We start from the raw sequence: 19,518 nt of genomic DNA, 5'->3' as shown, positions 1-19,518 counted from the left end.
AGGATGAGGCTGACAAGTCTTATACTTGTCAGCCCTGAAAGGACAGCCATTACTTTTTGAGTAGTTCTGTAGGAGTAGCTGGGCGATGAGACCAGAAAGAATTTGTGCCCATCAGAGTAGCTGCAATAAATACAAGCACTCCGTTTGCCAAAAATGCGATCATTTTTTTCATCGACGTAACCTCCCTTCTATAGAGTCAACTGCTCTTTTTGCCAGATTTGAAGTCAGAAACGCTTGTATAAAAAAAGCAGTTGATAACATAGGGAGGTGGAAATAAAAGTTAGTACTAATGATCATGGCTGAAATTAATTTAAGTAAAGGATAGTACTTCGGGCTAATCGTGCTAACGTCCCGAATGCCGGAAGGGGCGTAGTTGACGACAAGCAAGATGGCTGCCGCATCCAGCAGCATGCCCAGGTAGACATAATCATATTGGGAATGGGATGATATTAAAAACACCATCGCCGAAAATAAGCAGCATACTAAAGAGGATTGAAAATGAATCCCTCCGCTGGCGATCCGAAGCAAGGTGTAACCGCAAATGACGATAAGGGATTCGGTGACTTTCCCGGTGAAGGCCGAGACAAGCAACACGATTAGAACCGATAAAGAAGAGTTGATTATGAGACTAAGAGAATAGGTCAACAACGTCTGGGATGCTGCGCTTGGATAGTTTGATCGAATTTTGCCGGCTAGAGAGTGGGCAGAACGATCAATAAAATTCATCTGTTCTTCATCCTCTCATACTTTTCATTAATTAATTTTTTGTTATGCTTGTATGAAATGTAAAGGGCTACAAAAAATGAAATAGCCAGGCCAATCAGTACATAAGAGTGAATATTCAGTTTGTTGTAGGACAAAGAAGTGACTTGCAGAAGACACATGGCCATCACTAAAATGGCAGAGATTGCAAAATTATATCTTTTTATGCCTTCGCGCATCGTCATCTTGTTGAGCAAAAACATAAACCCGAACTTTCGATAGCGGATATAAATGGTAATAATGATTGTAATGATGGATGTAATCATGTAAATCAAGCTCGAGTGCACAACATTGGTGGCAATCAATTCTGGATTCGTTAATCCAAGCAAATCGCCTGCGATCATAACGGCGTACTCCATAAGTGCACCCGCCATGAAGCCGATAACGGAAATAAATAACGAATAATAAACGGGAAGGTTAAACAGAACGGTAATGAGAATCATTTCGGAAATTAACATACTTGGAATCGCATAATTGCTTAATAACAGAACATCTCTCAGGTAAAAAGAAATGGATGTCATAACAAGAGAAATAATGATGAATTTATAATAGTTGTATTTCAGAGGAAAGCGGAATAAAGACATGGTGAGAATCGTTGCTACGCCTAGCTCTACAAAAGAAAAGAAAAACTTTACTGCCGAGTAAACCAACATTGGACAACCCTCATCTATAAATAAAATATAAACCATTAGTAACAAATTGAAATAGATATTAAGTCACAAGTTTCCGAGCTGAAATCGACAATTATTTTGTATGTATCGAAAGTTAGCCGTTTACTATTATTTAAGTTTAATATAGTAAGTCCTTGTGCACAAGCGGAAATATGTCGAATTATGCGGTTTTTGACAATTCCCATATATTGATCCGTTAAGCATTCATGGTTGTGACCATTACGCTGATGAAGTTCAATGCGATATGAGTGACCATGCAGGGAAAAAGATTGCCGGATTTTTTGTACACATAGCATTGAATGAGCCCGACCCCGAGATAGGCAATAAACCTGTCCACACTAAAGTGAGCCAGCGAGAACAAACACGAAGACAAGATCGCAGCCATCCAAAAGTTGTTTGTTTTCCTGGATAAATATCCGAATACAAGGTGTCTGTAGATGATTTCTTCAATGACAGGCCCGATGAATACGACATTAATCGACATTATCGGATAGTTTTTCAGAAGGTGATCCGTTATGCTGCTGCCCGTATGTCTAAACAGGATGGCGCTTAGGGCGTGCGCGTAAATGCCCCATTGTACCGCTTTTAGGATGAGACGATATTGTCCGTTATTGCGCAGGATTTGATTAAAATCCAGGCCGGCCAACTCTTTCCTATACAAAAACAGCGTAACGACCAGCATGAATAAGGGGAAAAAGGTAACGGTAAATTTATTCAGCATGAATAGAGCAGGTCCGGGACCGGTTGTGAGAAAAAACAAAACAAGGAGCAGCGCTTCCCGATATTTCACGGCTTTGTCGTCCAATAAACGTAAAGTAGAAATGTTAATGACCTTCCTTTTCAATAAGGATCCATTATCCGATAACACCGACTAGCCTAATCATAACAAACTAGGATCAACTAGACTAATTTAATAATTAGAGGAACAGAGGGTCTGTGTCAATGAGTGCAAGCATAAAAAACCGATTCCGGAGGAATCGGTTTTTTATGCTTGCTTTTATTGGAATTTCAGATGGCGGGCTACTCGCCCAATTCTTTCCTGTAAGAAAGAAAGATCAGCAGCGCCCACACAATAAAAACAACAGCAACTAAAGGAAGCAAATGCTTTGTAGAGAAGTAAACCGATATGGTGATGAGTCCTGATGTGAAAAAAAGGCCTGTTAACAACACATTCCAAGCACCCTGCAGCTTTGGCTGCGGCCTATTCTTCGAAACTGCGGAGAAAATAAACGATATTCCCCAGCGGAGGCGATGCAGCAGCAAGTAAAGCAGAACGTTTGTAACGATCATACAAAAACCCACGATCGGCAGATCCTTTTGGAGATGCAGCGCCAGGAGATGGAGCTGGAATCGGTTAAACACGGTTGCAAATAAAAATTCGGACAGCGCGCTCGTCGTGTAGATGATGATGCCGATGAGTAAGGAATGATTGAACCGGAACTTGAATATGAGCCAGTAGCCCAGCATGATGCATAAGGGCTGGATGAAGCCCATGAGATACGCTTTCCCGTAATATTGAACGAGTACGGAAATCAACGAAAGCGGCACGACGCAAACCAGCGTAGGATACATAAATTCAGTAACCTTGAGCCTGCAAACAGCCAGTCCCAGAGCAAACAACGAAGCGAAAAGCAACGGGTACACGACGATGTAGTGAATCACGTTCAAAGAGATGCCCCTCTCTGATGTTGTAGTGTTTAGCTGTTCTCTTCGACCGTGTTCAGGCTTGCCGGAGCTCCGCTTTTACCGAACGAGAATTCGAGGCTTTTATTCGTATTGTTCGCCACATATCGAATGATCAAGTCATGATATTTCTTTTGCCGGATAGCGGAGATGATGACGGATTTGCCTTTACCCGTCTCGTCAAAGTGCAACCTGCCGCGTTTTTCATCGTATTTACGGATATGGTTGAAATTTACATAGAGATCCGTGTCCATTTTGCGAAAACCGTGCTCTTCCAGTTTGTCCAGGAACGAACTGAAATCAAGCAGGGAATCGATATTCCGGGCTATTCTCGCATCTTTCCCATAATAAGCGACTTCTTTCATGCCGATCTCGATATATTGGACAGCCGTCAAGTTGAGATCCGACGGGGAATTGGATGGCGTACTAGGTACGTCTCCGCGGCTTAAGTGGCCCGCTTTAACCATAAGATCGGTGTACGGATACCCGTAGGCGACCGATAATTTTTGCAGTGTATCCGGGGACGGTGTAATTTTGTCATTGGTCGAACGGTTTCGCTCCAATTCCAAATCACGAATGTACGCATGGGAAAGTCCGCTTTTTCTGGCTGCCTCGCGCAGAGACATGGAGCCGCGTAAGTGTTCTAGAAATTTTCCGAAGTCAGGAATTGGTTGCCCCACCCTGTTCACCCCTTTCTCAACTATTGTATAGGAGGCGTCAGCGAAAATAAATAGCAATTCTAAAAAAAACTTTATGAATCAATTCGTTCTTGACTCCATGTAGTATCGATACTACGATTTAAATAATATCCTTTTTAGGCCTGAAGGGGGAGAATTGACTTGAAAGATAAAATGATGAGTCGTTGGAGTGCCTACGAACCCTTCTTTATCCATTTTAACGGATACAAAGTGGCCGATATTGTGATAACCAGTCATGCGCTCAGCCGCTGGACGGAGCGTGTGGAGCCGGAAGAGGGCGGCATTGCGCATATTTGCGCTTACTTATGGGATAAGCTGAAGAACAATCAGGTGCAGCCTTATTATTCGAATGAAAAAGATGTGCATCTGATTGACGGAGACTTGGTGATGGTGGCGGAATTTGTTGAATTGAAAGAAAAAGTCGATCTCTCTGGCAACCCGCTTCACAAAATGATCGTGGTGACGTTCCTGGGCCGCGTATCGCAGGATATTCAACTGCGCGACTTGAAAGCGTATTACTCGTGGCTGCGCCATTCCCGGAGGATGACGCTCGTGAAACACGGCAGAAAAAGAAAATAGACGTTCGGTTCTTTCAGCCGGCCCCAAGGGCCGGCTTTTTCGGTTTTTCGGCGATATGCATAATTCGTTTCAATGTCAGGGGAAATTAGGTAGAGCAGGAAGGAGATGAACTAACGATGGCCCGTGATCTGCCCATCGGCAACGGCAATGTATTGGTCAATTTCGATGCGCACTATAATTTGCGCGATATTTATTTTCCATATGTAGGCCAAGAGAACCAGGCGCTTGATCATTTGTCGCATTTTGGTGTATGGACGGCTGAAGATTTTTTCTGGATCGATCATCCGGAGCTAAGCAAGAAGGCGAGTTACTTGAACGATTCCATGGTGACGAATGTGGAGTGTACGTATAATCGTCTCGGACTGGCGCTTCTGATCCGTGACGGCGTCGACGTTCAAGAGAACGTGTTGGTCCGCAAGGTGGTTGTAGAAAACAGATGGGACCGGGATCGGAAAGTGAAGCTGTACTTTCATCTGGATCTGCATCTGTACGGGAACGGGGTCGGCGATACGGTCTATTATGATCCCGAACTGAAATCGCTCGTCTTCTATAAAGGTCATCGCTATATGTCGCTGTCCTGCAAATCCGGGGAAGGCGTCGAGTCGGCGCCCACCTCTTTCGCGATCGGGCAAAAAGAATTGAACCGGCTTGAAGGCACTTGGCGGGACGCCGAGGACGGACAGCTCGGGCGTAATCCGATCGCGCAGGGCTCGGTGGACGGAACGATCGAGCTGGAGCTGAACGTTCCGGCCAACTCAAAGAAGGAGGCTTGGTTCTGGGTTTGCTTCGCCCGCGATATGAAGGAGATTCAAAAGCTGGAGCGATCGGTTCGCGCTTCCTCTCCGCATCTGCTGCTGCAGCGGACCTACAATTACTGGCATCAGTGGCTGGAGCAGGACCGCCATGAGCTTTCGATTCTTGATGAGGAGCTTGCATCCTTTTATAGAAGAAGCTTGTTGATCATACGCACGAATACCGATAACCGCGGCGCGATTATGGCGGCCAACGATTCGGATATTATGAAATTTGCGCGGGATACGTATTCTTACATGTGGCCGCGGGACGGCGCATTGATCTCGCACGCGTTGGACCGATCGGGGTACTATGCGTTGACGCGCAAGTTTTTCAACTTTTGCAAACGCGGGTTAGCGGCGGAAGGGTATTTGCTGCATAAATACAATCCGGACGGCTCGGTCGGCTCAAGCTGGCATCCTTGGATCAACGCGCGCGGCGAAAAGCAGCTTCCCATTCAGGAAGACGAAACGGCTCTGGTGCTATATGCCCTTTGGCACCATCACCGGCTGGCGGGCACTTTGAAGGAGGCTCAAGACGATTACGAGAAGTTTGTCATCCCGGCCGCAGATTTCATGACTCGCTATACGGATGCGTCGGGACTGCCGCTGCCCTCCCACGATTTATGGGAAGAGCGTTACGGGGTGCATTTGTTTACGGTGGCGAGCGTGTACGGGGGATTGTTGGCAGCCGCGGCATTTGCGGAGTATTTCCAAGACAAGCTGCGCGGCATGCATTACCGGGATAAGGCGGAGCGGATGAAGGCGGCGGTGGAAGGGCAGATGACCGCCGAAGGCCGTTTTGTCCGATCATTATATTGGAATGAAGAGAAGCGGATATACGAGCAGGATTTGACGCTGGATGCCAGCATGTACGCGGTGTTCGACTTCGGCTTGTTCCCTGTGGACGACCCTCGCGTAGAAGCGACGATGAAGGCCATTCGCGAGCGTTTGTGGGTAAAGACGGAGGTCGGCGGCATTTCGCGGTATACGAACGACTACTACCATCAGATGACGAAGGACATCGAGAAGGTGCCGGGCAATCCGTGGTTTATTTGCACCTTGTGGTACGCGGAATATGTGATCGCCGTTGCCAAAAGCGAGCAGGACCTCGAAGAGGCCGAAGGATTGCTGCGCTGGACGGTTGAACATGCGCTTCCGTCCGGCGTGCTGGCGGAGCAGGTGCATCCGTTCACCGGCGATCCCTTGTCGGTGTCGCCCTTGACCTGGTCCCACGCTTCATTCGTCAAAGTTGTTCAGGAGTATGTGTCCAAGCTTAAATGGTTCCGGCACCAACAGCGCGACCGCGAGGACGAGAGCGATGCGAAGCTTCTGAAGCAGGGGAGCGTGAAGCGATGAAAGCCGTAAGGTTGTCCGGCTTGTCCGCCGCGGCTGGTGCCCAGACGGAAACGCCGAAGCTGGAGTTGTGCGAGGTGGAGCGGCCGTCCCGGAAGACGGCTGCCGAGGTGCTCGTGCGGGTGCTGTGCGTAGGGCTTGACGGTACGGACCGGGAATTGGTGAGCGAGAAGTACGGCGTGCCTCCGGAAGGGGAGCATTCGCTGATCATCGGGCACGAGTCGCTCGGCGTTGTCGAGGAAGCGGGCGAGGACTCCGGATTTACGGCCGGAGAGCTCGTGTGTGCATTGGTGCGGCGCCCGTGCACGGATCCCGGGTGCGTGAACTGCCGCAACGGCAAGCAGGATTTCTGCGAGACGGGCGAGTACGTGGAGCGCGGCATTAAAGGCGCGCACGGGTACTTGTCCGAATATTATGTGGAGGACGCCCGGTACTTGGTTCGCGTGCCGGCAGGGCTGCTGCGGTACGGGATGCTGACGGAGCCGCAGAGCATCGTCGAGAAGGTGTGGGATGAAGTGCAGCGCATCCAGCAGCGTCTCGTATGGCAGCCGACAACGGCCGTGGTGCTTGGCTCGGGACCGCTGGGTCTGCTGGCCGCGCTGACGTGCCGCTGCCTCGGCTTGGACACGCTCGTCTGGTCCAAGTCGGCTCCGGACTCGCCGGGAGCGGATATCGTGCGCGCGTGCGGGGCCGAGTTCCAGCAGGCCGTCGAACGGCGTGCGGAAGCGGCCGGAGCCGGGGCGGCTGCAGGGACGGCGAGAAGCACGGACGCAGCGGCAGCAACGGGAACAGTGGCGGGCGCCGGAGAAGGTACGGGCGCAGGAGATGGAGCGCGAGCAGCGTCGTCGCCGTTAAGCGAGCTGCTGCAAGCGAAGGGGAAACGCGCCGATTTGATTGTCGAATGCACGGGCTTTAGCCCGCTCGCTTTCGACGCGATGACCGCTCTCGGCCCGAACGGCGTATTGGCGCTGCTCGGCGTTACCCCCGGCAGCCGCCATATCCGGGTCGCTTCGGATGCCATTAATCAAGAGCTGGTGCTTGAGAACAAATGCGTGTTCGGGTCGGTTAACGCATCCCGTCAAGACTTCGAGACCGGATTGTACCGGCTTCAGCAAATCGAAGAACGGTTCCCGGGCGTGCTGGATCGGCTTATGACCGAACGGTTGACGCTTGAACGCGTGCCGGAGCTCGATTTCGGCAAGATTGCGATCAAAGCGGTCGTCGATGTGATCCCGCGGGAGCAGTGGAGCGGACTCGTGCAGGAGCAGGGTGCCGGGATCGCGAACAGTTTTTCGGTATAAGGGGAAGCGGGCGGTTCGTCGCGGACGAACCGCCCGCTCTATGTTCGCCGTGGGCGGTAGTGATGAAAAGGAGAGAAGCTTAATGGTATAATGATGAAACGAGATTCGAAATCAAAGGGAGAGACGTATGAACTGGAAATCATTTATCCGCGAGAACGGCTTGCACTTGTCATGGGTAGTGGCGTTAACGGCCACGTTGGGCAGTCTTTATTTCTCGGAGGTGCTGCATTATGCGCCCTGCAAGCTGTGCTGGTATCAGCGGATCTTGATGTATCCGCTCGTTATTTTGCTCGGCATCGCAGCGGTTCGCAAAGAGAAGAAATTTTACCTGTATGCGCTGCCAATGTCCGTGTGGGGAGCGGGAATCTCGTTATATCACTACTTGATGCAGAAGACGGATTGGTTCAAGAGTGGCGCGGCCGCTTGCGGTCCGGTGCCGTGTGACGTCGATTATATCGACTGGTTTCATTTCGTAACGATTCCGTTCTTAGCGCTCACAGCCTTCGTGCTTATTACGATCCTGCAACTGCTGATGTGGGCTGCCGAGCGTAAATAGAACGGCTGGCTGCGGATGGATGCGGATAAACGCCGGCTTAGGGATAAGCCTATTAGCACTCGCCGGTTCGCATCGAAGTTGAGTATAATGAAGCAAGCAGGTTTTTCCTGTACTTATGGAGCGTAAGGAGAGCGGTGCTGTTGGCGCGTATGAAAGCTTGGATAGGTTTAGCCGCTTTGGCCTGTGTTCTAACGGCGTGCAGCGGAGGCGCCGCCGCGGATCCGCCGGAACGGGAATCGGCACCGGCTGCGCCCCCGGCCCCAGAGGCGAACGTCGTTCCGGCTCCGCCGGTGAACGAGGTGACGTCCGGGCCGCCGAAGGAGAAGGAGCCGGGGCCTCCGGCCGGGCCTCCGGCCGAACACGCATCCACCGGGCCTTCCACGGCCTCCGGCGCGGACGCAACGGCAACGGGTTCGGTTTATAACGGGCCGCGCAATCCCGCAAGCGCCGTCGTGGGGTCATCCGCCAAGCCGCCGAAAGAAGCGGGAACCGGAGACCGTAAGGCGCTGTCGTGGTATTACATGAAGAAGCCGAAAGGACAAGTGCCCGGCTTCCCGGGCGATACGAAAGCCTATACGGATTCTATGAAGGCGTTATGGGTCGGCACGGGCAAGAAGGTGTACTTGACGATCGATACCGGCGGTAATTTGGGCGATATCGAGACGTTGATCAAGTCGTTGAAGGACAACGACGCGAAAGCGAATTTTTTCATAGCCGGTTACAATGTGAGGAAAAATCCCGATTACGTTCGGCGGCTGGTCAAGGACGGCCATTTGGTGGCCAATCATACGATGACGCATACCGATATGAACGTGCAGACAGACGAGCAGGTACGGAAAGAAATCGAGGATTACGAGAAGTTATATCAGGAAGTGACCGGCGAAGAGATTCAGCCGTTTTTCCGCTTCCCCTACGGCCGATATAACATGCACTTATTAAAGCTTGTATCCGATATGGGCTATACCTCCGTCTTCTGGTCGACGGCGATGCGCGACTGGGAGCCGCGGAAGAACGGGGCGGAAGATCCGTATAACGACATCATGAACAACCTTCATGACGGCAATATCATTCTTATGCACCAAGGCTCGCCGGAGAATATCGAAGCGCTCGACCGAATTGTCAAGGATATCAAGAAAGCCGGCTACACCTTTGCACTTCTGAACGACATCGAGCCGCCAAAGTGAAGGTTGATCGCGGAGCGGTTTAATTTTCCGCCATCGTTTGTTAAGATAGAATGACCTTGCGGACACCGGATGTCCGGGGTACATTTCCAACGGAGCTCACATATGTTGTAGGAGCACATTCGTTTTGCCACTTCATGAAAAAGGAAGCGAACACACGTGCAGCAAGCGATTGCCATACTGGATTCAGGTGTCGGCGGATTGACGGTAGCGAAAGAAATTATGCGCCAACTTCCGCAAGAAAAAATCATTTACTTCGGCGACACGGCACGTACGCCGTACGGTCCCAGACCGGCCGAGGAAGTTATACATTTTACCCATCAGATCGTCGATTATTTGCTCCAATACCATCCGAAAATGATCGTGATCGCTTGCAACACGGCAACCGCCGTCGCCATGGAAGAAATTCGCGCCCGCGTGCCGATCCCGGTTGTCGGTGTCATTCACCCGGGCGCGCGCGCCGCGATCAAGACCACCAGAAAGCAAATCGTCGGCGTCATCGGTACCGAAGGCACGATCAAAAGCCGCGCATACGAGTTCGCGCTGCGCCAAATCTCGCCAACGATCCAAGTGGTGACCAAAGCTTGTCCGCTGTTCGTGCCGCTGGTCGAACGGGGCATGTTCCGTGCCGATCAGACGAGCCAAGTCGTCGCGGATTCGCTTGCCGACCTGCAAGGAGCGCCGATGGATTGCTTGATTCTGGGCTGCACGCATTATCCGTTCTTGTCCGATGTGATCGGCAGCGTGATGGGTCCTCAAGTGTCGCTGATCAGCTCGGCGGATGAAACCGCGCGGGAGGTCAGCACGATTTTATATCATAAAGGAATGCTGGCTACGAGTCCGGTGATGCCGGTTCATCAGTTTTTTTGCAGCGGGGATCCGCTCATGTTCAAGAAGATCGCTCAAAGCTGGTTAAACGAGCAAATCCGCGTGACGCCGGTTGTCTGGCAAGTATCGCATATTATTTAGTCCTCACGCATATTTTTAGATACCCCGGCCTCCGACCGGAAGAACGGGGAGGATGCGTGAAGGAGGACGGAACGTATGACATTTCCTTATGTCGTCAGGCGGGGAGACACGTGGGAGAGGATCGCACAGCGGCATGGGCTTCAGGTTCAAGCCTTGATAAGGGCCAATACGGAGCTGCAGAAGGGCGGCGGATTGCAGCCGGGATGCAGCGTTCGGATTCCGAACGCTCCGGATTGCCGTTATATCGTCCAAGCCGGGGATACGTTAGCTGAATTGGCGGGGCGCTTTCAGATCGGGCTGAGCGATCTCATGGAAGCGAATCCGGACGTCAACCCCCGGTATTTGCGGATCGGACAGACCGTTCGCTTGCCCGTGTGCAAGGCCGGTCCTATCGTCGATACGACGGTTCCATTCGGTTATCAGGAGATGATGCGGAGCCTCGAGCTTCTCGGGTATCGCTACCCGTTCCTGGAAATAGGCTCGATCGGTCAAAGCGTCATGGGCAAGGACATTCCTTACGTCCGCATCGGATGCGGGATGCGGCACCTTCATTATAACGGTTCGTTTCATGCGAATGAGTGGGTGACCAGCCTGCTGCTGATGAAATTTACGGAGGATTACGCGAACGCCTGCGTGCAGGCACAGTCCTTCTGCGGCTCTGATGCGGGCAGGCTGCTCGAAGAGACTTCTCTCTGGATCGTGCCGATGGTCAATCCCGATGGCGTTGAGCTGGTGCTGCACGGAGCGGACCCGGATCATCCGCATGCCGGGCAGCTGCTCGAATGGAACGGCGGCTCGGACGACTTCTCGGGATGGAAAGCGAACGTTCGCGGCGTCGACCTGAACGATCAATTTCCCGCTTATTGGGAGACGGAACGCGACCGCCGCGACGTACCGGGACCCGGACCGAGAGATTATACAGGGCCGAGCCCCTTGTCAGAGCCGGAAGCTTCGGCGATGGAACGATTTACGCGGGAGCGCGATTTCCGGCTGGTGATGGCGTTTCATACCCAGGGCCGGGAAATTTATTGGAATTACCGCGATTACGAACCGGCGGAGTCGGAACGTATCGCACAGCGTTTCCAGCAAATTAGCGGATATGCAGCCGTGAAGTTAACCGGCAGCGATGCCGGATATAAGGATTGGTTTATTCAAACCTACGGACGCCCGGGATTTACGATTGAAGCCGGTTATGGAGTGAATCCGCTCCCGTTGTCGCAATTCCCGATTATTTATGATGAGCTGCTTCCGCTATTGACGGAAGGGCTGATGGTTTAGCATTTCGAAGCCGCCGAGTCCGTCCGTCTCGGCGGCTTCTTTGTGCGGGGAGCGGAGTTTGGGCAAACGGGTTGCCATGAGGTATAATCGGGGTAAGACGACTTGGACAGGAAGGGAGACCCGAGGCGATGTGGAAGCGATTGTTGTCACTCCGGCATTGGGGTCATGTATTTCGGCGCATTTGGCCGCTGCTGCGTTCCCCGCGGGTTCCGCTCGGAGAGAAGCTGTTGTTCGTGGTGCCTGCGCTTATTTATTGGATCATGCCGGATCTGCTGAATTTCATCCCGATTGACGATGTAACCGTTACGCTGCTCTTGATGAACTGGTTTACCGATAGAGCCGAACGGAAATACGGCGCTTAAGGCTGCGTCCTCGGAAGGTCAAACCACAAGAAGCGGCCATCCGCTCAACAACTGAATAGGTTTAAAGGGAACCTCGAGGAATCGGGGTTCTTTTTTTGTTCTTTGTAAGAAACGCTATGCGGGCTGCGACATATCGTTTCACCGCTTTCCATGGACTTCAGATGCCATCAACCGGCTTGTGAGCGTCCGAATCCGGTTGAGATGTGCTGCATTATTTGATAGACGACGGATCGGGCTCGTACTCTTCGGCCGGCATCCGGATCCATCGTTTTAAATACCCTTGCTCGTACAGCGCTTTAACCAGAATGATCAGCACGGGCGATAAGATCAAGCCGGCCACGCCGAAGAGCGACAGCGAGACGATCATGAACGAAAGCATCGTGAAGGCAGACACGCCGAGGGAATCGCCCGTAATTTTCGGTTCCAGAATTTGTCTCGTTCCAATCACAACGACGAGCAGCACAGCCAGCCAAATCGCGAGCGTCGTTTGTCCGACGACCAGCAAGTAGATGATCCATGGAATGAACAGCGTCGAAACGCCGAGCAGCGGGAGCACGTCGAAGATGGCCGCCAAGAGCGCGATCGAGAAGGCGTTGTTGACGTTCAATATAAGCAGCGCGATGAAGATGACGATAAAGGTCAGGCTGATCAGCTTCGCCTGCGCTTTAAGGTAGGTGACGATGCCCAGCAGCACGTTCTCGCGGAGGAAGTGGAACGCTTTTTTAAACGTTTTCGGCGTTTTGTCCGAAGCGATCCGCTTCCAGGATTCGATCTCGATGCTCAGGAAATAGGCCAAAATAATACCGATCACGAAGTTCACGACGAACGTGGAGAACGAGGTCAGCATGGCGAACAAGCTCGTTAAGAACGTACGGGCGATTTCGGTCGTCTTCTGAATGATCTCCGCGGAGTACTCCTTGGCCTTCTCCACTAAATTCAAATCGACCGGAAGCGTCCCGATCAGTGACTGTACCTGGTCGGAGCGGTTGATGAGCTCTTGCTCCAGAACGACGGCGTAATCGGGCAGCTTGTCGGCGAGATTGATGATCTGGGTCGTGAAGATCGCGCCGAGTCCGGTCATGGCACCTAGAATGACCATCACGAAGACGAGGGTGGAGATGGCGGAAGCGATCGATTTCTTCAACCCGCGCCGGTTCAGGAACTTGGCGAACGGCTCGATGATCAAGTAAATGACGAACGCGAGGAAAATCGGGGTCGCGATCCGATACAGATGGCTGAAGGCGAACATGAACAAATATACGGTAAGCACGAGCAGCGCAATATCGATAATCGTTTTGTAATATTTGCGATAAAAGGGAATCATTCGTTAACCTCCATTCATTATCTTCCATATTAAAAGACACCGACTTGATTCGCAAGTGAGGCCGGCTTGTACATACATACGGAAACAGCGAAGAACGGTTGCTTTCGGCGGCCCGATTCTATACAATAAGAAAAAACGCACAGTAGGAGAAGTGACTGGACATGAAATGCAAGATTTCGCGCAATGCGGCCAAAGTGTTGTTGGCCGAGATGGAGCAAGAAGAGAATAAAGAATTAAAGCTTCGCGTGTATGTGACTCATGCGCATGGCGACCATGCCCACTACGGACTCAGCATGGATACGCCGACCGAGAACGATGTCGTCGTTTCGACAGATAAAGGAATCGACGTTATTCTGCAAAAGGACGAGCCGCTGCTCGACGGCGTTCGGATCGATTATTTCTATGTGCCGGAAGAAGGATTCGCGGTAACGAATCCAAGCAAGGGCAATAACGGGGACCACTAGCACATCGTTCACAGGGAGTTCCCCGGTGTCAGCCGCTTGAAGAAAGGAATTACCGCATGGTCAACGATATTCGCGTTTGCGACAAATGCAAACATATGAGAATGAAAACCGCCGTTCCGAAGCTGCAGAAGCTTGTGCCCGACGCCGAGATCAAAGTCGGCTGCAAGTCTTATTGCGGCCCGTGCTCGCGGTTTGCCTTCATCTTCATTAACGGCCGGTATGTAACCGGCAAGACGGAAGACGAAGCGATCGAGAAGGCGAGCAAATACGTGAAATAAATCATGCAAGAAGATCAGATCCTCGGGCCTCAGGGCACCGGGGATTTTTGATTTGACGCCGGAAGGGATGCGCGGCACGAATTTCGGCGTCCAGACATGATCCGGGGGCGGCCAATTTCCGGGACCGGTAATCGGGGCTATGTGCTCGGTCAATGGGGCGGAGGCCCGCTTTTTGTAACGGTTGCCATGATCGCGTTGACGGGTATCATTTTTTACTGGAAAGGGTACCGGTTATTCAAAATCATACAAAATTCCCAAATTTTTTTATGAAAATGGGATGAAAGAACTATGTATTCGTGACCTTCTATCTTATATTCTTAATAAAGAACATCTCCATGAACAGACACAATTCGAGCGCACTCGATAAGGGCAACCCGGACGAAAGTCTGCGGACGCAAAGCTATAGGGGCTTAGGCGCAGGAGAGCAGCGCTATGCCAGCCAGTTGTCGAAGGCACGGAGTGATCGCGATCCTTTCAACAGCGGCTCCCGACCAGGGGAGCTTTTTTTGGTGTGAATAGATGAAGGAGGAGAACCCGGCGATGGACCAGGAACGCAGCATCTTAAATAAGAAGGGGTTTTACACGAAAATCGGCGATGATTTCATCGGAGTCTTCCTATCTGCTGAAGGACCGAAATTGTTCATAAATCGTGACGTGTACGAGCTGACGTCCCCGCATTGGGATGTCGAGATGATTCGCGGGCGCAGCCGGCAAATCATCACGTTTTACTGGATGGGCGAAGTGAAGCTCTCGATCTGCTGCGAATCGAACCACGACGTATTTCTACCGTTGTTCGATTACTTGATGTGCCGTCCTCAGCTGAAGCACGCTTAGTATAGCTTAGGCAGCGAACGACTGCGGCTTTCTTTGAACCCGATTGGGCCTCTGAGCATACGATGTGGGGTGGCCGGATCATTCCCATCCGGCACGGAACAATCGGATCATTGGAGGCATGTTTGTGAAAAACTCGGAGGTTATCGAGTCGGCGTTATTTGAACATCGGTTTTGGCTTCAGGTGCTCGGTGATCATGCCAGGTTCATCCGGGTAAGCTTGCCGGTCGATGAACGGGAAGAGGCGCAGCGGGCGCTCGGCTTCGTTCAAGCATTCGACGACTTGCTGAAGAAGGCGCGTTCGGATAAGTTCCCGGCAGAGGCGGGAGCTTTGACGCAGGATGCGTACGGGCTGACACAAGACCTTCGCGCGTTCAAGCTGCGCTTGCTGGAGCGGCATTTGATCGGCAAGATCGCAATCCAGCTGCCGCCCGCGTTCTTGAGCCATATGGTGAACGAAGCAGAGGAGTATTTACGCGTACTGGGGTACTTGTTATCCGGGCGCCCGGCGCCGGTATTCGATGCGGTGCACCACCACATCGTATGGCTCCAGGACGCCTACGGCCATGCGGGCTCCATTGCAGCCGGCTTGGATATGACGGAATCCCGTTTGGTGGAACTGGCCAGATCGTTCGACCGGCAATTCCGCGAGTATTACCTGAAAGCGGTGGAACTGGCGGGCTTTCTGCGCACGAACATCAAGAAATTCCCGGCTTTAGCCCGGTTTAATAAAGAGGTTGAGCTTGAAATGACGCTGTTCAAGCAGTTTCTGAGCGAGCTGGAAGAGCTCCGTTTAAGCGGGCAGGCGCTCGGTGTGCTTTCGCCCTTGATGGCGGATCACATGGCTCGGGAGGAGTGTTATTACTTGCTTAAGCTGTCTCAGGTGTCGGAAATCAAAGCGATGAGCTGCGATCCGACGAAGCCGAGGACGGAAGTGTAACGAAACCCTATCGGCCGACGCCGGCAGCGCATCCGTTTACCGGGGAACGTACCCCGAAGACGGATGCGTTTTTTTGCATGGTTTACGCGCTGGAAGGGCGCATGCCAAAAAAAGCTTAGGAGCGTCTGCCCTAAGCTTTTTTTGGCTGCTCCTCACAGCGTATAGGCGCAATCTGCATTAATTCCCGCTCGTACTCGAATCCTTCCGCCAGCCGAACAAGCCGCCCGGGGCGAAAAATTGGTATAACGCGCATTCGATGCGTCCGTTAAACAGCTTGCGCTTCTTATCGGCTTTTCGCCCGAGATAATGCTCCATTTGCTTGCTCGGGCTGAGGATGAAGGCCGACCAGTTCGGCAGCTGCTTATGCATCTGCCCGAATTGGCGCAGCGCGCGTTCGACTTCTTCGCGGTCGCCGAGCCTTTCGCCGTATGGCGGGTTCGTGATCAGGCAGCCGTAATCGCCGGCCGGCAGCGCTTTGCTGACCGGAAGCGTATGGAAGCGAAGCTCCTTGGCGAGGCCTGCGGATTTGGCTGCAGCTAACGCCACTTCGATGGCGGCGGGGTCGATGTCCGAGCCGCCGATTTGCAGCGGGATATCGTCCTTGACCAGATCAAAGGCTTCCTCCCGTGCTTCGCTCCATAACGCTTCCGAAATCACAGGCCAGCTCTCCGCGTTGAAGCTGCGCCGCAGGCCGGGGGCTATATTCCAGCCGATCATCGCCGCTTCGATCGGGATCGTGCCGGAGCCGCAGAACGGGTCGTAGAGCGGCCGTTCAGGCTGCCAACGGCTGAGCAGCACCATGGCGGCCGCCATCGTTTCCTTCAGCGGCGCTTCCGTCACCAATTTGCGGTAGCCTCTCTTATGCAGTCCGGGACCGGTCGTATCCAGCGTGATCGTGGCGATGTCATTGAGCAGCGACACCTCAATCACGTAACGGCCTTCGGTTTCGCGGAACCATTCCGTGCCGTACCGCTGCTTCATGCTTTCCACGACCGCTTTCTTCACGATGCCTTGGCAAGCGGGGACGCTGGACAATTGCGATTTGTGCGAACGTCCTTCGACGGGGAACTCTCCGTCTTCCGGAATCCAGTCCGGCCAAGGCAGCGCTTTGACGCCTTCAAACAAGTCGTCGAACGTGCGTGCTTCGAATTGCGCCATCTTGATCAAGACGCGATCCGCCGTGCGCAGCCATAAGTTTGCGCGGCAAACAGCGAGCAGGTCGCCTGTAAAAGTAACGCGGCCGTTCTCCACGGTGACTTGCTCGTAACCCAAATCGCGAACCTCGCGGGCCACGACGGCTTCAAGCCCCATGGGAGCAGTGGCGATCAATTCAATGGAACTAAAGGATGGGAAAGACATAGGTGAGTTTCACTCCGAATCAAACAAGTTGAACTGCGTTGGCAAAAGCCATACAATTACCTAGTATAGGCGATTCGCAATCATTATACAACGCGGCTCGCGATGAGAACGAGGGGAGGCCGGCAAGGATGGAATCGAATTGGACGCAGGAATCGTACGCGGATTCGTTATTTGACAAAGACGAAACGTTGGAGCGGGTATTGGAATCGATTCGTAAGCAAGGGATGCCCGAAATTTCCGTTGCTCCGGGTTACGGAAGACTGCTGACGCTGCTGGTGCGCATGAACCGTGCCGAGCAGGTGCTTGAAATCGGGGCACTCGGGGGGTACAGCGGCATTTGTTTGGCACGGGGGCTGACGGAGCGAGGGAAGCTGACGTCCCTGGAGCTGAAGCAGCCGTACGCCGATCTGGCTTACGAGAACCTGAAGCTCGCCGGCTTCGGCGAACAAGTCGAGTATTATGTAGGGGAGGCGCTCGACAGCTTGCAGCAGCTTGCCGAGGAGGGGCGCCGGTTCGATTTCTTTTTCATCGATGCGGACAAAGGCAACTATTTGAATTATTTGGAATGGGCGATCAAGCTGGCGCGTCCGGGGGCGCTCATCGTCGGCGACAATACGTTCATGCGCGGCAAGACGATCAATCCGAATGAGAAAGGAAACGCAGTGACGCGCATGCGAGAGTTCAACCAGCGGATTGCACGGGATCCCCGTCTGGATGGCGTCATGCTGCCGGCCTACGACGGCCTGGCCATCGCACGGGTGAAGGGATAGGCGAAGCTTTCCCCGGAACAGCTGTCTCTCCGGGATGCCCGGTCCATTCAGGCAAGCCAGCCGCCTGTGGGCATGAAAGCGAACCTCCCCTATTCGGAGCTGCCCGAACGGGGGAGGTTTGGTGTGCTTATCAATGACTTGTGCGCCCAGAAGGCGTTGACGAGCAGCAGCGCGCCGGAGATGAGAAAGATTTGCTGGATCGTGATCAACCCGGAGACGGCGCCTCCAACGACCGGACCGAGCATGTTGCCCAGGCTTAGCGCACTGGAGTTAAAGCTGTAGGAGCGGCTTTCCATACCGGTGGGCGTATGCTTACGGATCAAGGCGTTCACCGTAGGCAGTAGTCCGCCGAGGAAGATGCCGAGGAAGAACCTTGAAGCGAACAACTGCCAGACGTTGTGCACCATCGCTTGCGGCACGGAGGCGATCGCGGAGCCGACCAGGCACACGATGAGAATACGTTCAGGCCCGATCCGGTCAGAAAGGCGACCGAGCAGGGGAGACGCAATCATGTTGGAAAATCCGGTGATGGAGCCGACGAGTCCCGCATAAAAGGCAACCATCGCGTCCTGTCCGTGCAGCTTTTGCACGAATAACGGCAGGAGCGGCTGTACGCTGAGCAGCGAGAATTGAATCAGGAAGGTGACCGCGTAAATCGATGGCAGCTGCGGGCTTTTGCGCAGCTCGGCGAAGGCCGCCATCATCGACTGCTTCGGTTTCTGGGACGCTCGCTTGGCATCGAACGTTTCCTTCACGAGGAAAGTCGCAAGCAGGGAAGCGGCGAACAGCAGCGCGCCCGTCACGAAGAAGATGGGCCGAAATCCGATCCACTCGGCCATCAGACCGCCAAAGAACGGGCCCAGAATAGAGCCGGCGACAGCGCCGGATTGAAGCGTGCCCATGGCGAAGCCCATTCTCTCACGCGGCGTATTCGCCGACATGAGCGCAACGGCGGCCGGCATGAAGCCGGCTATGGTGCCGTTCAGCATCCGCAGGAGCAGCAAGTGCCAGGCCGTGCCTGCGAAGCCCATCAAAGCCATGACGACGGCCATGCCGAACCCGGACCGCAGCAGCATCACTTTGCGTCCGTACCGGTCGGCCAATCCGCCCCATAAGGGCTGAAACAGGAACGAAGTGACAAAGTTGCCGGCGAAGATGAGACCGGCCCAAGTCGCCACCTCATGCTCCTCATGCAGGCCCAGCTCTTGCAAATATAAAGGTAAGAATGGAACAATCATCGTCATGCCCGCCATGACCAAAAATTGTCCCACCCAAAGAACGATTAAATTTACTTTCCAATTCGTCAAGTTGCTCGCCTACTTTCGTCCTCGGATCCTGTGACCCGGACAACTTCTGCTTATCTTA

General features: G+C 53.0%; 22 protein-coding genes and 1 riboswitch. Of the genes, 13 read left to right on the top strand and 9 right to left on the bottom strand.

All coding sequences use genetic code 11. From position 1 onward, the window contains the following. Positions 1–49 precede the first annotated feature (49 nt). The 6 genes from FKP33_RS01960 to FKP33_RS01935 all read right to left on the bottom strand — a co-directional run bounded on the left by FKP33_RS01960 (position 50) and on the right by FKP33_RS01935 (position 3,796). Positions 50–172, bottom strand: a complete 123-nt coding sequence (locus FKP33_RS01960) for a cyclic lactone autoinducer peptide (RefSeq protein WP_127606198.1) — start codon at positions 170–172, stop codon at positions 50–52. Continuing rightward, a complete protein-coding gene (locus FKP33_RS01955) occupies positions 169–726 on the bottom strand; it encodes an accessory gene regulator B family protein (RefSeq protein ID WP_127606196.1) in 558 nt (185 codons plus the stop codon). Before FKP33_RS01955 ends, FKP33_RS01960 begins: the two co-directional genes overlap by 4 nt. Then, positions 723–1,415 (bottom strand): hypothetical protein, encoded by a 693-nt coding sequence (locus tag FKP33_RS01950; RefSeq protein WP_127606194.1) that lies wholly within the window; start codon positions 1,413–1,415, stop codon positions 723–725. Before FKP33_RS01950 ends, FKP33_RS01955 begins: the two co-directional genes overlap by 4 nt. Positions 1,416–1,629: 214 nt before the next feature. After that, positions 1,630–2,223, bottom strand: a complete 594-nt coding sequence (locus FKP33_RS01945; protein ID WP_127606192.1) for a CPBP family intramembrane glutamic endopeptidase — start codon at positions 2,221–2,223, stop codon at positions 1,630–1,632. Between the two features lie 230 nt (positions 2,224–2,453). Further along, positions 2,454–3,101, bottom strand: a complete 648-nt coding sequence (locus FKP33_RS01940; protein WP_141333811.1) for a hypothetical protein — start codon at positions 3,099–3,101, stop codon at positions 2,454–2,456. A gap of 29 nt (positions 3,102–3,130) precedes the next feature. After that, complete coding sequence (locus FKP33_RS01935) at positions 3,131–3,796, bottom strand: helix-turn-helix domain-containing protein (protein ID WP_127606189.1); 666 nt, start codon at positions 3,794–3,796, stop codon at positions 3,131–3,133. 159 nt (positions 3,797–3,955) lie between these two features. On the opposite strand from FKP33_RS01935, the gene FKP33_RS01930 reads away from it, so the two are divergent. The 8 genes from FKP33_RS01930 (at position 3,956) to FKP33_RS01895 (ending at position 12,187) form a co-directional block, all read left to right on the top strand. Further along, the gene (locus tag FKP33_RS01930; protein ID WP_127606187.1) at positions 3,956–4,393 is read left to right on the top strand and encodes a hypothetical protein; all 438 of its coding nucleotides are present in this window, start codon (positions 3,956–3,958) and stop codon (positions 4,391–4,393) included. A gap of 116 nt (positions 4,394–4,509) precedes the next feature. Continuing rightward, a complete protein-coding gene (locus FKP33_RS01925; protein ID WP_127606185.1) occupies positions 4,510–6,543 on the top strand; it encodes a glycoside hydrolase family 15 protein in 2,034 nt (677 codons plus the stop codon). After that, positions 6,540–7,841, top strand: coding sequence for a glucose 1-dehydrogenase (locus tag FKP33_RS01920; RefSeq protein WP_141333810.1), 1,302 nt, complete (start codon positions 6,540–6,542; stop codon positions 7,839–7,841). Before FKP33_RS01925 ends, FKP33_RS01920 begins: the two co-directional genes overlap by 4 nt. Positions 7,842–7,968: 127 nt before the next feature. Next, positions 7,969–8,397: a disulfide oxidoreductase gene (locus FKP33_RS01915; protein ID WP_127606181.1), complete on the top strand. Its 429-nt coding sequence runs from the start codon at positions 7,969–7,971 to the stop codon at positions 8,395–8,397. A 149-nt stretch (positions 8,398–8,546) separates the two neighbouring features. After that, positions 8,547–9,581: a delta-lactam-biosynthetic de-N-acetylase gene (locus FKP33_RS01910; protein WP_141333883.1), complete on the top strand. Its 1,035-nt coding sequence runs from the start codon at positions 8,547–8,549 to the stop codon at positions 9,579–9,581. A 156-nt stretch (positions 9,582–9,737) separates the two neighbouring features. Next, positions 9,738–10,547 carry a glutamate racemase gene (gene racE / locus FKP33_RS01905; RefSeq protein WP_127606179.1) on the top strand — a complete coding sequence of 270 codons (810 nt, stop codon included), beginning with the start codon at positions 9,738–9,740 and terminating at the stop codon, positions 10,545–10,547. A 75-nt stretch (positions 10,548–10,622) separates the two neighbouring features. Next, positions 10,623–11,825: a M14 family metallopeptidase gene (locus FKP33_RS01900; RefSeq protein WP_141333809.1), complete on the top strand. Its 1,203-nt coding sequence runs from the start codon at positions 10,623–10,625 to the stop codon at positions 11,823–11,825. Positions 11,826–11,953: 128 nt separating this feature from the next. After that, positions 11,954–12,187 carry a hypothetical protein gene (locus FKP33_RS01895; RefSeq protein ID WP_054798358.1) on the top strand — a complete coding sequence of 78 codons (234 nt, stop codon included), beginning with the start codon at positions 11,954–11,956 and terminating at the stop codon, positions 12,185–12,187. 211 nt (positions 12,188–12,398) lie between these two features. On the opposite strand, the gene ytvI is transcribed toward FKP33_RS01895, so the two are convergent. Beyond that, a complete protein-coding gene (ytvI, locus tag FKP33_RS01890) occupies positions 12,399–13,511 on the bottom strand; it encodes a sporulation integral membrane protein YtvI (protein WP_127606175.1) in 1,113 nt (370 codons plus the stop codon). A 161-nt stretch (positions 13,512–13,672) separates the two neighbouring features. On the opposite strand from ytvI, the gene FKP33_RS01885 reads away from it, so the two are divergent. From FKP33_RS01885 to FKP33_RS01870, 4 genes are all read left to right on the top strand, one after another. Then, positions 13,673–13,975 carry an iron-sulfur cluster assembly accessory protein gene (locus tag FKP33_RS01885; protein WP_127606173.1) on the top strand — a complete coding sequence of 101 codons (303 nt, stop codon included), beginning with the start codon at positions 13,673–13,675 and terminating at the stop codon, positions 13,973–13,975. A gap of 56 nt (positions 13,976–14,031) precedes the next feature. Further along, positions 14,032–14,253, top strand: a complete 222-nt coding sequence (locus tag FKP33_RS01880) for a YuzB family protein (RefSeq protein WP_054798359.1) — start codon at positions 14,032–14,034, stop codon at positions 14,251–14,253. 358 nt (positions 14,254–14,611) lie between these two features. Next, positions 14,612–14,704, top strand: a riboswitch (cyclic di-GMP riboswitch). Between the two features lie 89 nt (positions 14,705–14,793). Beyond that, on the top strand, positions 14,794–15,087 hold the full coding sequence (locus tag FKP33_RS01875) for a hypothetical protein (protein ID WP_054798365.1): 294 nt from the start codon (positions 14,794–14,796) through the stop codon (positions 15,085–15,087). Positions 15,088–15,211: 124 nt separating this feature from the next. Then, positions 15,212–16,024, top strand: coding sequence for a DUF2935 domain-containing protein (locus FKP33_RS01870; protein ID WP_054799249.1), 813 nt, complete (start codon positions 15,212–15,214; stop codon positions 16,022–16,024). Between the two features lie 177 nt (positions 16,025–16,201). Here the strand turns inward: FKP33_RS01870 and FKP33_RS01865 are convergent, their stop codons facing one another. Next, on the bottom strand, positions 16,202–17,383 hold the full coding sequence (locus FKP33_RS01865) for a THUMP domain-containing class I SAM-dependent RNA methyltransferase (protein WP_127606169.1): 1,182 nt from the start codon (positions 17,381–17,383) through the stop codon (positions 16,202–16,204). 128 nt (positions 17,384–17,511) lie between these two features. On the opposite strand from FKP33_RS01865, the gene FKP33_RS01860 reads away from it, so the two are divergent. Then, positions 17,512–18,153, top strand: coding sequence for an O-methyltransferase (locus FKP33_RS01860; protein WP_141333808.1), 642 nt, complete (start codon positions 17,512–17,514; stop codon positions 18,151–18,153). Between the two features lie 89 nt (positions 18,154–18,242). Here the strand turns inward: FKP33_RS01860 and FKP33_RS01855 are convergent, their stop codons facing one another. Continuing rightward, positions 18,243–19,460: an MFS transporter gene (locus tag FKP33_RS01855; protein WP_127606167.1), complete on the bottom strand. Its 1,218-nt coding sequence runs from the start codon at positions 19,458–19,460 to the stop codon at positions 18,243–18,245. Between the last annotated feature and the right edge of the window lie 58 nt (positions 19,461–19,518).

It is taken from the genome of Paenibacillus sp. tmac-D7 (assembly GCF_006519665.1).
GTDB lineage: Bacteria > Bacillota > Bacilli > Paenibacillales > NBRC-103111 > Paenibacillus_G > Paenibacillus_G validus.
The sequence above is the reverse complement of the archived record's forward strand: the minus strand, read 5'-3'. Positions and strand labels throughout refer to the sequence as shown.

What these genes read in the sequence shown, in the direction of transcription:
- FKP33_RS01885 (WP_127606173.1), top strand. Translation starts at nt 13,673, where the DNA reads ATGAAATGCAAGATTTCGCGCAATGCGGCCAAAGTGTTGTTGGCCGAG.
- FKP33_RS01865 (WP_127606169.1), bottom strand. Translation starts at nt 17,383, where the DNA reads ATGTCTTTCCCATCCTTTAGTTCCATTGAATTGATCGCCACTGCTCCC.
- FKP33_RS01910 (WP_141333883.1), top strand. Translation starts at nt 8,547, where the DNA reads ATGAAAGCTTGGATAGGTTTAGCCGCTTTGGCCTGTGTTCTAACGGCG.
- FKP33_RS01860 (WP_141333808.1), top strand. Translation starts at nt 17,512, where the DNA reads ATGGAATCGAATTGGACGCAGGAATCGTACGCGGATTCGTTATTTGAC.
- FKP33_RS01955 (WP_127606196.1), bottom strand. Translation starts at nt 726, where the DNA reads ATGAATTTTATTGATCGTTCTGCCCACTCTCTAGCCGGCAAAATTCGA.
- FKP33_RS01950 (WP_127606194.1), bottom strand. Translation starts at nt 1,415, where the DNA reads ATGTTGGTTTACTCGGCAGTAAAGTTTTTCTTTTCTTTTGTAGAGCTA.
- FKP33_RS01900 (WP_141333809.1), top strand. Translation starts at nt 10,623, where the DNA reads ATGACATTTCCTTATGTCGTCAGGCGGGGAGACACGTGGGAGAGGATC.
- FKP33_RS01960 (WP_127606198.1), bottom strand. Translation starts at nt 172, where the DNA reads ATGAAAAAAATGATCGCATTTTTGGCAAACGGAGTGCTTGTATTTATT.
- FKP33_RS01915 (WP_127606181.1), top strand. Translation starts at nt 7,969, where the DNA reads ATGAACTGGAAATCATTTATCCGCGAGAACGGCTTGCACTTGTCATGG.
- FKP33_RS01920 (WP_141333810.1), top strand. Translation starts at nt 6,540, where the DNA reads ATGAAAGCCGTAAGGTTGTCCGGCTTGTCCGCCGCGGCTGGTGCCCAG.
- FKP33_RS01925 (WP_127606185.1), top strand. Translation starts at nt 4,510, where the DNA reads ATGGCCCGTGATCTGCCCATCGGCAACGGCAATGTATTGGTCAATTTC.
- FKP33_RS01880 (WP_054798359.1), top strand. Translation starts at nt 14,032, where the DNA reads ATGGTCAACGATATTCGCGTTTGCGACAAATGCAAACATATGAGAATG.
- FKP33_RS01895 (WP_054798358.1), top strand. Translation starts at nt 11,954, where the DNA reads ATGTGGAAGCGATTGTTGTCACTCCGGCATTGGGGTCATGTATTTCGG.
- ytvI (WP_127606175.1), bottom strand. Translation starts at nt 13,511, where the DNA reads ATGATTCCCTTTTATCGCAAATATTACAAAACGATTATCGATATTGCG.
- FKP33_RS01875 (WP_054798365.1), top strand. Translation starts at nt 14,794, where the DNA reads ATGGACCAGGAACGCAGCATCTTAAATAAGAAGGGGTTTTACACGAAA.